Origin of the sequence: Pseudoalteromonas pernae (assembly GCF_039831865.1) — a bacterium.
In the GTDB taxonomy this organism is placed as follows: Bacteria; Pseudomonadota; Gammaproteobacteria; order Enterobacterales; family Alteromonadaceae; genus Pseudoalteromonas; species Pseudoalteromonas pernae.
The window spans coordinates 348,411-363,799 of record NZ_JBDODM010000004.1 but is presented as its reverse complement, the minus strand read 5'-3'; the positions used below and the strand labels follow the sequence as shown (position 1 = coordinate 363,799).

The 15,389-nt window shown below is 46.1% G+C and carries 14 protein-coding genes; 3 read left to right on the top strand and 11 right to left on the bottom strand.

The annotated features are described in order from the left end of the window. Window positions 1–404: 404 nt before the first annotated feature. The 5 genes from V1358_RS11945 to V1358_RS11925 form a co-directional block, all read right to left on the bottom strand. Complete coding sequence (locus V1358_RS11945) at window positions 405–1,496, bottom strand: ATP-binding protein (RefSeq protein ID WP_347393676.1); 1,092 nt, start codon at window positions 1,494–1,496, stop codon at window positions 405–407. 6 nt (window positions 1,497–1,502) lie between these two features. Then, entirely contained in the window at window positions 1,503–3,644 is a 2,142-nt protein-coding gene (locus V1358_RS11940) for an ATPase, T2SS/T4P/T4SS family (protein ID WP_347393675.1), read from the bottom strand. Window positions 3,645–3,792: 148 nt separating this feature from the next. Further along, window positions 3,793–4,776, bottom strand: a complete 984-nt coding sequence (acuI, locus tag V1358_RS11935; protein ID WP_347393674.1) for an acrylyl-CoA reductase (NADPH) — start codon at window positions 4,774–4,776, stop codon at window positions 3,793–3,795. A gap of 73 nt (window positions 4,777–4,849) precedes the next feature. Then, the gene (acuR, locus tag V1358_RS11930; RefSeq protein ID WP_347393673.1) at window positions 4,850–5,482 is read right to left on the bottom strand and encodes an acrylate utilization transcriptional regulator AcuR; all 633 of its coding nucleotides are present in this window, start codon (window positions 5,480–5,482) and stop codon (window positions 4,850–4,852) included. A gap of 97 nt (window positions 5,483–5,579) precedes the next feature. After that, a complete protein-coding gene (locus V1358_RS11925; protein WP_347393672.1) occupies window positions 5,580–6,038 on the bottom strand; it encodes a Spy/CpxP family protein refolding chaperone in 459 nt (152 codons plus the stop codon). Window positions 6,039–6,206: 168 nt separating this feature from the next. Between V1358_RS11925 and V1358_RS11920 the strand changes: the two genes are divergently transcribed. From V1358_RS11920 to V1358_RS11910, 3 genes are read left to right on the top strand one after another with little or no spacing between them, the layout of a single operon-like run. Beyond that, entirely contained in the window at window positions 6,207–6,890 is a 684-nt protein-coding gene (locus V1358_RS11920) for a response regulator (protein WP_347393671.1), read from the top strand. Further along, window positions 6,891–8,252, top strand: a complete 1,362-nt coding sequence (locus V1358_RS11915; protein WP_347393670.1) for an ATP-binding protein — start codon at window positions 6,891–6,893, stop codon at window positions 8,250–8,252. Window positions 8,253–8,258: 6 nt separating this feature from the next. Continuing rightward, a complete protein-coding gene (locus V1358_RS11910) occupies window positions 8,259–9,200 on the top strand; it encodes an alpha/beta fold hydrolase (protein WP_347393669.1) in 942 nt (313 codons plus the stop codon). Here V1358_RS11910 and panP read toward each other — a convergent pair. The 6 genes from panP to mpl all read right to left on the bottom strand — a co-directional run bounded on the left by panP (window position 9,195) and on the right by mpl (window position 15,360). Continuing rightward, entirely contained in the window at window positions 9,195–10,820 is a 1,626-nt protein-coding gene (gene panP / locus V1358_RS11905) for a pyridoxal-dependent aspartate 1-decarboxylase PanP (RefSeq protein ID WP_347393668.1), read from the bottom strand. The genes V1358_RS11910 and panP overlap by 6 nt on opposite strands. Before the next feature lie 207 nt (window positions 10,821–11,027). Beyond that, window positions 11,028–11,693, bottom strand: a complete 666-nt coding sequence (gene trmB, locus V1358_RS11900) for a tRNA (guanine(46)-N(7))-methyltransferase TrmB (protein WP_347391632.1) — start codon at window positions 11,691–11,693, stop codon at window positions 11,028–11,030. Next, the gene (locus tag V1358_RS11895; RefSeq protein WP_347391633.1) at window positions 11,693–12,460 is read right to left on the bottom strand and encodes an ABC transporter permease; all 768 of its coding nucleotides are present in this window, start codon (window positions 12,458–12,460) and stop codon (window positions 11,693–11,695) included. Before V1358_RS11895 ends, trmB begins: the two co-directional genes overlap by 1 nt. Before the next feature lie 3 nt (window positions 12,461–12,463). Continuing rightward, the gene (locus V1358_RS11890; RefSeq protein WP_347393667.1) at window positions 12,464–13,384 is read right to left on the bottom strand and encodes an ABC transporter ATP-binding protein; all 921 of its coding nucleotides are present in this window, start codon (window positions 13,382–13,384) and stop codon (window positions 12,464–12,466) included. After that, entirely contained in the window at window positions 13,385–14,008 is a 624-nt protein-coding gene (locus tag V1358_RS11885) for a flavin prenyltransferase UbiX (protein WP_347391635.1), read from the bottom strand. It lies immediately after the preceding gene. Further along, complete coding sequence (gene mpl / locus V1358_RS11880; RefSeq protein WP_347393666.1) at window positions 14,005–15,360, bottom strand: UDP-N-acetylmuramate:L-alanyl-gamma-D-glutamyl-meso-diaminopimelate ligase; 1,356 nt, start codon at window positions 15,358–15,360, stop codon at window positions 14,005–14,007. The genes V1358_RS11885 and mpl overlap by 4 nt, the downstream gene beginning before the upstream one ends. Between the last annotated feature and the right edge of the window lie 29 nt (window positions 15,361–15,389).

Below are 15,389 nucleotides of genomic sequence, written 5' to 3'. Positions count from 1 at the left end.
AAGTTAAGGAAAACCGATGTTCAAGGAAGAGAGCATTCGAGCAGGACGCTAGGGACAAGGAAAGTAAATACGGACGTGTAAATAGACCTACACGCTACAAGGAAGTATTAAGGACAACGGGTTTGGTTCACCCAAGGAATGTCAACAGGGCGTTGATGCACAGGAAGTGAAGAATTGAACCTGGGTAGTGTGAATAAAAATGCCAACTACATTTAGTCCACATGACTCATTGACAGGCTGTCACAGGAAAAGGGGACAAGGATGAAACCGCAGCACATGCAGCGGCTGATCACTTCGTGATTACAGGGAATTGAACTTGCTTCAATACTGGCAGGATGCCGGAAAATTCCGTCAGCGCGACCTTTACGGTCGCGTATTTTTTTGCGCGCTTGGCAACTAGTCATCTAGCGCAGTAAATGCCGCTGCGAATATAGCGCACTCCAAACTTTGCCTCTTCTTGTCGAAATCTGCGATTCAAAATAATGCATCAGACGCCGTTTGTCGGCTGGCTCATCTTTTAAAGCCGCACCGATGAGAGAATGTGCAATATTTTCAAGGTTAATATCACCGTTATTAAAATAATGCGCCTGAACACAAAATGCGTGCGCAACAGAAATAATTTCCGCCGTTGACATGGTCGCGCCAGCAAGACGATCTGTTGTGAGCCCATCACATGTTTGTCCTGTGCGCAGTTCATGAAAAACTGTGGTGAGTACTTCAAAAATCTCATCATCAAGCACAACTGATAGTCCCGCATTAGCGTTCAACTTTCGAACCTCACGCATGACAACCAAGATCTCATCCTCGAGTCGCTTTATCGGACAAATATGTTCAAAGCTCATTCTCCTTTTTAGCGCAGCGCTCATATCCTTAATACCCACATCCAAATTATTGGCAGTAGCGATAATATTGAATCCCGCCTTGGCGTATAACAGACTCTGTTCGTGTGGAAGTTCAGGAATACTAATCACACGCTCCGACAATAAACTCAATATTGCATCTTGAATGGGCTGGTCACATCGAGAAATTTCTTCGAAGCGAACAACCTTACCTAGCTCCATCGCACGAAACAAAGGTGTAGGAACCAAAGACTCAATACAAAAGCCTTTCTCTGAAACACTATGCTGATTCCAAGTGTAGAGTAGCTGCCGCACCTCCTTGATAGCCCCTCCTTGAATTACATAGGAGGAATCCTTTGATATCGCGGCACTGAGTAATTCTGATAAGCGCGACTTTGCAGTTCCGGGCTCCCCTAGCAACAAACTACCTCTGCCAGAGGCAAGGCTAACAAGGACCCGAGAAACAACACCCGGTGGAGCAAAAAATTTGGTCTCAATTCCCAGTTTTTTATCACCGATTATGAACTTTTCAATAGTTGAAGGAGATAAATACCACCCAGGAGGAGGGCTGATTGGATCAAAATCGGCCAGACGATTTAACTCCTCCATAAACTCCTCTTCTGCGGGAATACGTTGCTGCTTAATTTCATTAATCATCAGTGCTTACTCCCCTCTTTTTTCTGGAGACATACGATCTTGGGGTAGTATTTTTTGCAGTTCGCTGAGCGCTATCTGCCCGCTAATAACATGTGCCAACGCACTGTCACGCATCGTAATTAAACCGGAATCCAGTGCAGTCAAACGTAATGACTCAACATCAGGCTTATTTGAAATAGCTTTGCGAATATCACTATTTGCATAAAGGTATTCAATCACCGCAATTCGGCCTTTTGTTCCGCGTTGGCCGCAGTGTTCACATCCCTTGCCTCGGTAGCATTTGAATTTTGTCGGCACTCCATCAGGAAATACTTCGCTGAGCAACTCCTCATTCGGGGAGTCTTCAATTTTGCAATGTGGGCAAATTCGCTTTGCCAAACGCTGTGCAATAACGGCGATTAATTCACTTGCTATAGAATTTGGATGAATTTGCAAGTCGTATAATCGCTGAAGTGCATCCACTGCGTCATTACTGTGCAGCGTTGATAACACAAGGTGGCCCGTTTGAGACGCCCTAATCGCCTCCAATGCTGTTTCGTAATCTCGAATTTCCCCCACTAAAATGACATCAGGGTCTTGTCGAACAAAAGCTCGCAGCGCCTGCGCAAACGTAAAGCCTATTTCCGGTCTAACATGGCTTTGCTGAACATTATCAATAGAGTATTCAATGGGATCTTCAATGGTTAAAACTTTTCGGGTGCCATCGTCTGCGAGTTGCTGCAAACCCGCGTATAACGTGGTTGATTTGCCTGACCCTGTAGGCCCGACGACTAACACTAAACCAACTGGGTTTTTGAGTAAGCGTCGATAGTAATCAGCGATTTTAGGAGACATTCCCAAACCTTCCATAGTCATCGCTCTGCCCGTGTGCTTTAGCAAACGAACAATAATATGCTCACCATGCAAAGTCGGCTGGGTTTGCACCCGCAGGTCATAATCTTCGCTACCGTATTTAAGCTTCGTTCTCCCTCCTTGAGGCAGGCGGCGCTCTGAAATATCTAGCTGCGAACGAATTTTAATGACATTGATCAACCCGTTGTAATCGTCTCCATGCAGTTGAATCCGAGTAAAGTCATGTAAATCACCATCAACTCTTAGTCTCACGCGGACATGACCACCATATATTTCTAGGTGAATGTCACTGGCACGCTCACCAATCGCTTCTATCAACAAATCTTCGTAAACTGAAACTAAATATGGATTGATAGTGGTGTCGATTTTCTCAAAGTCTTCTTGGGGAGTGGCTTCTTCATTCAACTCATGGAAAATTTCCGTTCCGCGAGAAACAACATCAAGATGAGACCAAAGTCGTTTGAAGTTTGCTGTGGGGATGACACGACAATCGACTTGTTTACAAGGATGCATTCTGCGCAAGTCATCATAGCTAATGTCTTCACTGTCCGTCACCAGAGTGATAACGTTATCACTCTCGTAAATAGGCAATATCCTGTGTATTTCTAAATAATTGCGTGAGTAATTATTTATCAGCTCAGGTTGCAACATCTCGTAAAGCTCATTGAGCGTTTTTTTATCTTCCACAGCACTAATAACAGGTTCACTTGAATTATCGTTAAGCCTCGGAATATCTATGACTAAATGGCTGTGAGTGCGAAAGTCGAGCTCACCTAGACAACCTCGATATTTAAGTTCGTTGCGCTCTTTTTGATAATGAAGAAGTTGTGGTGTATTAAATTCACCACTGAAATGAATAAGGCTCGCCCCCTCGGACATAAAGTTTAAAAGGCACTTCACGTCATCTAAAAAACACGTACAGATTACACACTGTACAGGCTTATCAAGGGTTGCAACATTCGCAATGTCATCGCTGATAACGCTCACATTTGCTTGATTGATAATTTGAAGGTTGCGCTTTGCTAACTCTGCTACTTGCACATTTCTCTCAACCGCCACGACAAAGTGACATAGCTTAGCTAACACAGCACTAAGGTAACCGGAGCCGGCTCCGATATGCATCACATCAATATCTTGCCCAACGTCGGGTAAGGCTTTCAATAGTTCTCGGATAATAGCCTCTGTTGGCAGGCCATGCCCCAGACCACGCTCATCTAAATCTTTTGAAATGATAAATTGCTCGCGGTCCAATATCTCAAGAGCAGCATCAATTTTATTTTGGCTAGCAAACGGCATAATTTCAGTAAAACTTATTAGCTTTACTCATAAATATAAGACAGATTTGAGACTTACGAGATTGATGTAGAACAGACTTTAGTGGAATTTAAATTCAGAAAGGAATTTGTACCTAGAAGATGGCTCATCTAGGTACAAGCTTAGATACCTACTTGTTTACGTTGACGATAACCCGCCCACGTATCTGTCCGTCCATGAGGGCTTGGGCTGTACTTACAACATCACCTAGACTCACTTCAACCGCTACATCAGCAAATACTGTTGGGTCGATAATATCGCCTAACTGTTGCCAAGCTTCGATTCTGTCCTCAATTGGTCGCATCACGCTATCGATGCCAACAAGCGTCACACCGCGTAAAATAAAGGGTGCCACGCTAGCCGGGAAATCCATACCTTGTGCCAAACCACACGCAGCTACCACGCCACCATATTGAGTACTCGCGCAGGCATTTGCTAGTGTGTGGCTACCCGCTGAGTCTATCACTCCAGCCCAACGCTCTTTCGCTAATGGGCGACCTGGCTCACTCAATGTCTGCCTATCAATAACCTCTGCAGCACCAAGTTTGTGTAAATAGGGAGATTCCTCAAGGCGACCTGTTGATGCCACCACGGTGTAACCTAATTTACTGAGAATATGAATGGCAAAACTGCCAACACCACCATTGGCACCCGTTACCAGTATTTCGCCTTTGTCCGGTGACACACCATTTTTCTGTAGTGCGATAACACACAACATAGCAGTATATCCGGCAGTGCCAATGGCCATGGCTTGGCTTGGAGAGAAAGCTTTTGGTAGCGGAATCAGCCAGTTGCTCTGTAATCGCGCTTTTTGCGCAAGTCCGCCACAATGCACTTCGCCTACGCCAAAGCCATTTAATAACACCTGATCGCCGACCTTGAATTGCGGACTGTCGCTTTGCTCAACCGTACCAACCAAATCAATACCAGGGATCATTGGAAATTGCCTGACCACTGGGCTTTTGCCTGTGATGGCAAGCGCATCTTTATAGTTGAGCGTACTGTACTCAACCTTGAGGGTAACGTCACCTTGCATCAGTACACTGTCATCAAGTTGCTTTACCTTTGCATGATAACCTTGCTCATCTTTTTCGATTAAAACGCCACTGAACATCGTGTTCTCCTGAAATTAGACCAATCGTCTACAAAAATACACAATGAATCCGCAAAACGGCCAAAGGCCCATACTACTTTGGCAAACTCATCATAAATTGAGAATAAAAACTCTCTAAAGGAGCTGAGCTTTTCACTAGCTTGGCGCGACTTACCGCCCCTTCCCAGCCAATCCAAAAATATTCGGCCAGCGCATCACATTGTGCCGAAGCGGCTAACTCACCATTGTGTTGGGCTGCATAAAAACACTGCGCCAGTTTTTGCTGCCAATTAGAAAAAACCTGTATTAGAGGTTGGCGAAAACTCTCGGGCAACAAATCGACCTCTTGACCTAGGTTACCGACTAAGCAACCGCGCTTAAATTCGTGTTTGGCCATTCCTTGCTGTGCGTCTATCACAAAGTTTCGCACACGCTCCAGTGGCGAGTGGGATTCATCCAGCAGAAATAAGTCCAATTTCTTTGCAAAGTAAGTAGCGTAGCTGTCGAGAACCGCCATGCCAAATGCCTCTTTACTGGCAAAATAGTGATAGAAAGACCCTTTGGGAACGCCCACCTTTTTCAAGATGCCATCAATTCCCGAAGCGGCGAAACCACTTTCGGTGAGCTGCTCTAAACCACTGCGAATAAGCGCAGTACGAGTGTCGTGCTCATTGCTGTGACTTTTGGGCGGACGACCTCTGCGAGGTTTGTTGATTGAAACTGTCATGACTCAATATTAGACCGATCGTCTATTAAATTACAAATAAAAAGTCTTGCCCATAAAAAAAGGAACCCTCAGGCTCCTATTTTCAGCACAATTGCGACTAACGCTCACCCCGTTTTTCTGCTCGCTTTTGCGCGTGACGCTCTTTGCGTTTCTCTTTCATTTCAACAAATTTCTGCTGTTGCTCTGTGCTCAGAATATTCCAAATTTGATGTTTGGCTTTCATATGCGCAATCTGACGCTCAAGATGATCCGCTTGCTTTGCAGCGATCATTGCACGTGCTGCATCTTCATCAAAGCTCTCAGAAGTCTGTGTCAGTGCGTCAAATTGCGATTTTTGTTCAGCTCTATCGCCTCGTTCAGGGCGTTGCTGCTTTTGCGCATCTCTAATTGCTTTGATTTGGTCTTGCTGCGCTTGTGATAGCTCTAGATATTGGCTCATACGCTCACCAAACATTTCACGCTCATGTTTATGGTGCTCACCTTTCCCCGCAATTGCTGCTGACGATGCGAGACCAATTGTAATCACTGCTGCTGTAAGTAACTTATTCAATTTCATAATGGACTCCTAAGTTGTCCTAGGTTGTGAACTATATTTGCTAACTAGCTTAGCGTGCGCAATGCAAAGCAACGTCAGCGCTATGTAAAGGTTGTGTAAAGGTGTCGCAATGGGGCAAAACATTCAGTTACTATGAAACGAATCGAGCGATATAAGACAGAGTAAACAATGAGAATTCTATTAGTTGATGATGATATTGAACTAGCAAACATGTTGAGTGAATACATCCAAAACCAAGGATTCGAGGTAGATTGTGCCCATGATGGTGAGCAAGGTCTCGAACTTGCACTAAGCAACAAATACGCATTGGTTTTGCTTGATGTCATGTTGCCGACTATTGATGGTTTTGAGGTACTCAAACGGTTACGAGCACAATCTTTGGTGCCTGTGATCATGCTCACCGCAAAAGGCGATGACTTTGACCGTATCTTCGGTCTTGAGCTTGGTGCAGACGACTATATTCCGAAACCCTTTAATCACAGAGAGCTGCTGGCGCGAATCAAAGCTATTACCCGCCGTATAGAGCACATTAATAACAGTCAGCCCAAAGCAGAACTCGCGTTCGCAGACTTGTCGGTGTGCATGCATAGCCGCAGTGCGCAGGTGGCTGGTGCTGCGCTCACCCTGACCGGCACTGAATTTGCGATTTTACATCTGTTGATGCAAGAGCCCAGCGCAATTGTTAGCAAAGAGCAAATCAGCGAGCAAGTACTGGGGCGTCGTCTTGCCCCTTACGACCGCTCCATCGACATGCATGTCAGTAACTTACGTAAAAAGGTTGCCGAACATATTGAAAATGAACGGATCCGCACAGTGCGTGGTGCTGGCTATGTACTTATTGGAGATGCCTAAGTGTTCAATAAGCTCTATGTAAAAATCTTTTTGTGGTTTTGGCTAACACTGGCAGCCACAGTGGCTTCATTAGCCGCTTTGAGTTCAGTGAGTTTTAGCGAAATTAGCTACGAGCCCCTGCGTGAACAAGATGCGCGCCAACTGCACCGCTTAGGCCGTGGACTGGAAGTTTCGGCGAAAAAATATGGTGCCACAGCGCAACAGGTTATAAACCGCTCAAGAATCAAAGGGCGTAAAAAGATTTACTTATACTCCCCAGAAAAAGACATCGCCTACAGTAATTTCACCGCGATTGATGAAGATGATTTAAGCCTACTCAACTTTCGTTTGGACATGCCGCCCCAAATTATCTTTCATGAACATTATCATGCCATTGGCCCGCTAGTAGTGGATTTGCCTGACGGCCAATTTCAATTGTATGAAATTAAACGCGGTGGCCCAGTGCCATGGATGTTCCGTCTCAAATTTATACCTCACTGGGTGAAGGTAACTGTCGCCATAGCGGCTTCTATGTTATTGAGTTTCCTGTTCACACGCACGCTGATAGGGCCTATTAACTCACTGCGCCAAGGCACGAATGCGATTGCCGAAGGTAAACTCGATACCCGTGTAAATATTACCTCTAATCGCAGTGATGAACTCGGTGATTTAGCGAAAGACTTTAACAGCATGGCGCAACGACTGGAGATCTTAGTAAATAGCCAGCGCTCACTATTAGGGGATATTTCCCATGAGCTACGTTCTCCATTAACACGTTTATCGTTGGCCTGCGCTTTGGCGCAAGATAATGCTGACGACAAAACCAATATGCAGTTGGTGCGTATCGAAAAAGAGGCGCAGCTATTGGACTCAATGATTGAGCGCATCTTGATGCTTTCACGCTTGGAGAACCGTCAACAAACGTTAAGAACCGAGACAATTCCCCTTACTCAGCTGTTAACGCCTGTGTTGAATGACGCTCAATTTGAAGCGCAGTCCTCGGATAAGCAAATTAACCTGCCTACAATCGGTGATGACCTAACATTGGATGTAGACCCGCAACTGATTGCCAGCGCAATCGAGAATCTATTACGCAACGCTATTAAATATGCACACTCCACCGTTGACGTAAGCTTAGCGCAACAAGCGAATGCCATAACCTTGCTTATTCGCGATGATGGCCCAGGTGTCGAAGAAAGTGAGCTCAAACATATAACCGAGCCCTTTTATCGTGTTGGCAGTGCCCGCACTCGCCAAAGCGGTGGCACGGGCCTAGGTTTAGCTATCGCAGCCAAGGCTATCGCGGCACACAAAGGGGTACTGGAGTTGCAAAATCATCCGCAAGGTGGTTTAGTAGCGAGCATCTATTTACCTACGAACTAATACTGAATGTTTTACTCCAGCGAAGCTTTGCTTTCTAAAAATGATGAAGCCATCGACCATTTTTGGCACCAAGATATGACTTCTGATTTTTTGGAAACTAAGCACGGTAAGTTATTTTACGCCTATCATTTACCGTATCGCGCTGATTATGCCATCGTCATTAGTTCTGGGCGCATCGAAGCTGCGCAAAAATACCAAGAGTTGTTATGGGAGCTCGCCCGTAACAACGTGGCTGTTTTTATCGTCGATCACCAAGGTCAAGGTCGTTCTTATCGCCATTTGCAAGACACTCACAAAGGGTATGTTGGTCATTTTGACGACTACAAGGCTGACCTTCATCAGTTCATTACCCAAGTGGTTAATCGCCATTGGCGAGGCAAAAAGATACTACTAGGGCATTCCATGGGAGGCGCTATCGCTCTCGATTATGTGTGTAGCTATCCTGAAGAGTTTGCTGGTATATTTTTGAGTGCGCCGATGCTTCAAATCCACACAGGGTCAACAAAACCCTGGCTCGCGAAACTCTGGGCTAGCACGGTATGCACCCTTACCAGCGGTGACAACTATGTACCCGGCCATGGCCCTTACGCCGAAGTGCCTTTCAGTGACAATGAGCTCACACACTCACAAGAGCGTTATCGTCGTTTTCGTGCTTTGTACAACAGTTACCCAGAATTACAGCTCGGCGGTGTCACCTTCAAATGGCTCAACGCCGCCTTTAAAGCGATTGATAAACTTAGAAAAAGTGAATGCCCTATCCCGTTATTTATTGCCGCAGCGGAAAAAGATACTGTGGTCGATACCTCGCCTTATGCGGATTTCATTCACGTGCAAAATTACGGCATTTTGAAAACATATCAAGGTGCTAAGCATGAGCTGCTTTGCGAACATGATGCTGTTCGCAAAGCCCTACTCAGAGACCTGCTCAATTTCAGTAATCAGTTATAGATACTTAGATAAGTACTTCTTGTACATAGGATCGGAGAGCGCTAACTCACGCTGTTCGGCAAGTATATCCTGAAGGATTTGTTTCGAGGTGAGCGGATTAGCTAACACCACACGAAATACCACTGTTGGTTGATATCCATAAGCTTTAGGCGTTAATCGTGTACGTGACACGAATGAGCGCCCCGCTTCACGCTGGCGCTTTTGCATACTCGCCGTGAAGCGATTCAGCGCAGCATAGATATCCAGCTTGGTTTGTTCATCAGCCGTTTTTAAACGCTCTTTGATTGCTTGTGGCACGTAGCGATAGGTAAGCAAACAAAGTTCAGGCTCTGAGATAAGTTCAAAATCCGGCTCTGCCTTAATTAAATCAGCAAAGTAACGGGCTTTTTCCAAACTTTTATCAATCAGCATTTCATAGCCTTTGCGGCCAATAATGCTCAAGCAAGCATGAACCAGCATTGCCATACCTGGGCGACTGCCTTCAAGCGTATGGCTACCTAAATCTTTAGAGCCTTTACGCAGAATGTACTCGGCGTGATGTTCAATAGCATCCGTCGCGCTTGGGTCTTTGAACAACACCACTCCCGCCCCCATAGGCACATACATTTGCTTATGCGCATCGATAGTGATGGAGTCAGCACGTTCAATCCCAGCCAGTAAGTGACGAGCATTGTTCGAAAGCAATGTAGCCCCCCCCCACGCTGCATCAACGTGGAAGTGACAATCAATTTCTTGTGCCAAGTCGGCCATGTCATTGAGCGGGTCAATATTGCCTGTTTCGGTCGTGCCAGCAACACCAACAATAGCCATGACTTTGATGCCTTGCGCTTGCAGCGCTAGCGCCTCTTTACGCATAGCTTCAACATCAACCTTATTGTCTTCACCCGTAGGGATAGAGATAAAGTTGTCACGGCCAATGCCGAGTAAATCAGCGGATTTACCTAAAGAGTAATGACCGCGCTCTGATACCAATACCGCTAAACCTTTATAGCCATAATGGAACATCGCCGCCACTAAACCTTGCGCACCGATACCTTTAAAGTCACCTTCCGGCTTAAGCAAGCGGTTACGCGCAATCCAAAGAGCGGTAATATTTGCCACGGTACCGCCAGAACAAAATGCCCCTAATGAGGTTTTAGCGCTGTGCATCCACTTGTTGTAGAATTCTTCATCACGATCGTAGGCCATGTGATGCAGCATGCCGATCACTTGGCGTTCGAGTGGTGTAAAAGCTTTAGAGGTTTCAATCTTTACCAGATTCTGGTTTAGACCCACCATCAATTTCGACAGGGGCAGCACAAAGTGCGGCAATGCCGACGTCATATGGCCAATAAAGCTCGGTGCAGCGGTATGCACAGAGTGGGCAACCAACTTTTCCATGATGTCTTGAGCATGAGCGCTGACAAACATTGGCTCTTCTGGGATCTGCGCAGATTCGAAGTCGCGCTCGATCTCATGCAGCGGTTTCTCAACTGCGGCGATATTTTCGTTCAGGAAGCCTGCCAAATTACTGGATATTTTGGCTTCTATTTTACTGAGCGTTGAGTCCGGAGCCTCAGGCACCGTAAAGACGCGCATCAAGCTTTGTTCTGATGCAACGGCAAAACGCTTTTCACTCATGACATACCTAATTGGGTTGGCTTGCATGCGGTAAATAATGGCATCAAGCGGTTCAATTTACTTGGGCTAACTTTATAGCAATCACCTAAAAAAGTCTTGCAGCTTTGGTCAAATTTAAGAAAGTTGCATGAATTTTTTACGACATTAACACCACAAATGGCGATGATGAGCCCATTTTTAGAACATCTCTGGGCTCACTGGTAATACCTATAAATCGACGACCAAGCGATAACTTTGTTGGCCACTGGCCCAATATTTACGCTCAAAAGGAGTGATTGCGATGTCACTTGCGTACTCGCTCACTTGTGTTGGATGACCAGCAAGTTGCAATGCGCGGGCAAATTCACGCACATAGATATCCCAGTTACTGCGCAGCTCGAGTTTACCGCCAAGTTGTACAATGCTGGGAAACACCGCTGCGCCATGCCAGCGACGTTGCAAATGCTTTGCCTTAGGCCACGGGTTTGGATACAGCAAGTAATGATGGGTTGGCTGCCATTTTGCTTGCACGGCTAAACGCCAGAAATCGTTTAAGTCCGCTTGCACCAACATATATTGCGCATCTTCGTCTTGACGATATTGCACATCGTGTTTATCCAAGCGATGCGCTGACTTATCGATACCAATGACCAAGGCTTCAGGGTGCAACTTAGCAAGGTTTGCCGTGCTTTCACCAACACCGCAGCATGAATCGAGAATAACAGGCCCAGCAAACGCTTTAACCTTCTCATTCACTTCATCAAATGCAGCTTGAGTATGCGCCGCGATTGGCTTTTTGAATTCGGCCTGTAAATGCTTATTAACCACTTCGTCGAGCTTGTCATGCAAGCTCGGCTGATTAGATACAATTGACCTTGAATTTGCTTCGCTCATCAGTGACGCAGCCCCACACCTTTGCGGATTAAAGTCAGTGCCACGGTGAACAGCACCGTAATAAATACCAGTAGCACACTAAATGCAAACCAGATATTCACATCTGAAACGCCTAAGAAACCGTAGCGGAAGGCGTTCACCATGTAGATGATTGGGTTAATTTGCGACACGCCCTGCCAAAAATCGGGTAACAAGGTGATTGAATAAAACACCCCACCTAAGTAGGTCAGCGGCGTTAATACGAAAGTCGGGATAATACTGATATCATCGAAACTGTTGGCATAAACCGCATTAATTAAGCCGCCTAAAGCAAATACTGCCGAGGTTAAAATCACCGTCGCTACAATCACAAAAATGTTGTGAATTTGAATATCCACAAAGAACAGCGACACCAGAGTTACAATTAAGCCCACCAGCATGCCTCGGGCCATACCGCCGCCCATGTACCCCAATACGATGATGTAGTTTGGCACCGGCGCGACCAAAAGCTCCTCAATGCTCTTTTGGAACTTGGTAGAATAGAAACTTGATGCCACGTTTGAGTATGAGTTGGTGATCACCGACATCATAATCAAACCCGGAACAATAAATTCCATGTAACTAAAGCCACCCATTTCGCCGATGCGTGAGCCAATCAAGCTACCGAAAATCACGAAATAAAGAGTCATAGTGATCGCAGGGGGTACTAAGGTTTGCACCCAAATTCGCAAAAAGCGAATACACTCTTTGATCCAAATACTTTTAAGCGCAACGCCATATTTCAACATTGGTTACTCCCCTCGCCCTTGATTCAACAAGCCAACGAATAATTCTTCTAAACGGTTTGCTTTGTTACGCATACTTAATACAGTGTTGCCTTGTTCAGTCAGTGCACTGAACACGCCATTCAAGCCTTGAGACTTAGCGACTTCGACTTCAAGCGTATGTTCGTCTGTAAGGGTAAACTGATAGCCTTCAAGGCTCACCGGTTGCACAGGTTGTTTTAAGTCCAACACAAAGGTCTCTTTATCTAACTTGGCGAGCAACGCTTTGATAGTGGTGTGCTCAACAATGATGCCTTTATCGATGATGGCGATGTTTTTACACAGCAATTCAGCTTCTTCTAGGTAGTGCGTAGTGAGGATAATGGTTACGCCTTGCTTGTTGATTTCACGTAAGAAATCCCACATAGAGCGACGTAACTCAATGTCTACGCCTGCGGTTGGCTCATCAAGAATCAACAACTTGGGCTCATGCATAAGCGCACGGGCAATCATCAAACGGCGTTTCATACCGCCGGATAACGTACGCGCTGCTTTGTCTTTTTTATCAAGCAAGCCAAGTTGGGCTAGGTATTTATCAGCACGTTTATGCGCTTCTGCACGCGGTACGCCGTAGTACCCAGCCTGGTTAACTAAGATTTGTTGCAGGGTTTCAAATTGACTGAAGTTAAATTCCTGCGGTACGAGCCCCAATTCAGATTTGGCCGCCTCAAGGTCGGTATCAATATCGTGGCCGAAGACTTCGACCTTGCCCGATGTTTTATTTACCAATGAAGAGATCACCCCGATAGTGGTGGATTTCCCCGCCCCATTGGGACCTAGCAAAGCAAAAAAGTCGCCTTGCTCAACTTGTAAATCAATACCCTTAACGGCTTCTACGCCGTTTTTGTAGGTTTTCTTTAACCCTTGAATATTCAATGCAATGGTCATTTATTTTTGCTCTCCATAACCCCAGCGAGAGGTAAGTGTTTGCGCGATCCCCAAATGGTCTAAGATGCGGGCGACCATAAAATTAACTAAGTCATCAATGGATTCAGGCTGATGATAAAAACCCGGTGCAGCAGGCATAATGGTCACGCCCATGCGCGCTAGTTTAAGCATGTTTTCAAGATGAATTTCACTGAACGGTGTTTCCCGTGGCACTAAAATCAGCTGGCCACGCTCTTTGATCACTACGTCGGCGGCACGCTCCATCAGGTTGTCTGAAGCACCGGTAGCAATCGCGGATACCGTGCCTGCGCTGCATGGACATACCACCATTTTTTTCGGCGCTGCGGAACCCGATGCGACAGGGCTAAACCAGTTGTCTTTACCAAACACCTTCAACTGGCCTTGTGCGGCACCCACCAATTCACTGAGTTGCTCAGTTGCTTTGTCTTCATTGCCTGAAAGCTTGATACCCGATTCGGTGTCGAATACGACACGTGCGGCACTGGAGATCAACACAAACACCTGATGACCTTGCTCAATCAGCACCTGTAACAGCTTTAAACCGTATGGTGCGCCCGAAGCACCACTAAACGCTAGGGTAATTGGCTCTTTGAATGTACTCATGAGGTTTCCTTTTGTGCTAGGGCATCAAGTAACTTTTGATGGATACCACCAAACCCGCCATTGCTCATCACTAACACATGGCTATTGGGTGTGGCTGTTGCAACTATCTCTGCGACCATGGCGTCAATATCGGTGTGACTGTGCGCTCCCGCTTGTTGCGCGCGTTCTTGCAGCGACCAGCCAAGATTCGCAGGCTCAAATACGAACACGTCATCGGCTGCCTGTAATGAATCAAGCAGAGTTTCTTGGTGTACGCCCATTTTCATGGTGTTTGAACGCGGCTCTAGCACTGCAATGATACGCTCATTGCCAACTTTAGCACGCAATCCAGCTAGGGTTGTGGCGATTGCAGTCGGGTGATGAGCAAAATCATCGTACACATCCACATTGGCCACCGTACCTTTATGTTCCATTCGGCGTTTAGGAGAAACGAATTCGGCCAACGCGGCGATGCTGCTGGAAACAGGAATGCCCACATGACGTGCTGCTGCAATGGTCATCAGTGCATTTTTCACGTTGTGCTCGCCAATGGCTTGCCAGCGCACAACACCTTGTGATTCACCCTCAAATAGAACGGTAAATTCGCTGCCATCAGCTTTTATTAATTCATAGTCCCATTGGGCCTCACCCAGAGTTTCTTGCTCACTCCAAAAGCCTTTATTGATAACCTCAACTAAGGCTTTATCATCGCTTGGGTAAATCGCTTTTCCACTTGCAGGCAAGGTGCGCAAAAGGTGATGAAATTGAGTTTGAATGGCACCAAGATCAGCGAAAATATCAGCGTGATCAAACTCTAAATTATTCAAAATTAGCGTCCGTGGCAGGTAGTGTACAAACTTGCTGCGCTTATCGAAAAAGGCAGTGTCGTATTCGTCTGCTTCAATGACGAAAAATGGTGTTTCACCCACACGAGCAGAAATACCAAAATTTTGCACTACGCCACCGATAAGGAAGCCAGGCTTCAATCCGGCATATTCCAACACCCACGCCAGCATACTTGCAGTGGTTGTTTTACCGTGAGTGCCGGCCACAGCGAGCACCCAGCTATCACGCAAAATATGTTCTTTAAGCCATTCAGGGCCTGACGTGTAACGCATCCCTTTTTCCAATACATACTCAACACATGGGTTGCCTCGGCTCATGGCATTACCAATGATCACCACATCTGGAGCGGGTTCAAGTTGTGCCGTGTCGTACCCCTGCACTAATTCAATACCGAGCTCTTCGAGTTGCGTACTCATCGGTGGATAAACATTCTGATCTGACCCGGTTACGTGGTGGCCCAACGCTTTCGCTATCGCTGCGATGCCGCCCATAAAGGTTCCACAAATGCCGAGAATATGTATGTGCATAATGACTTCCATTACTAAAAATAAAGCCG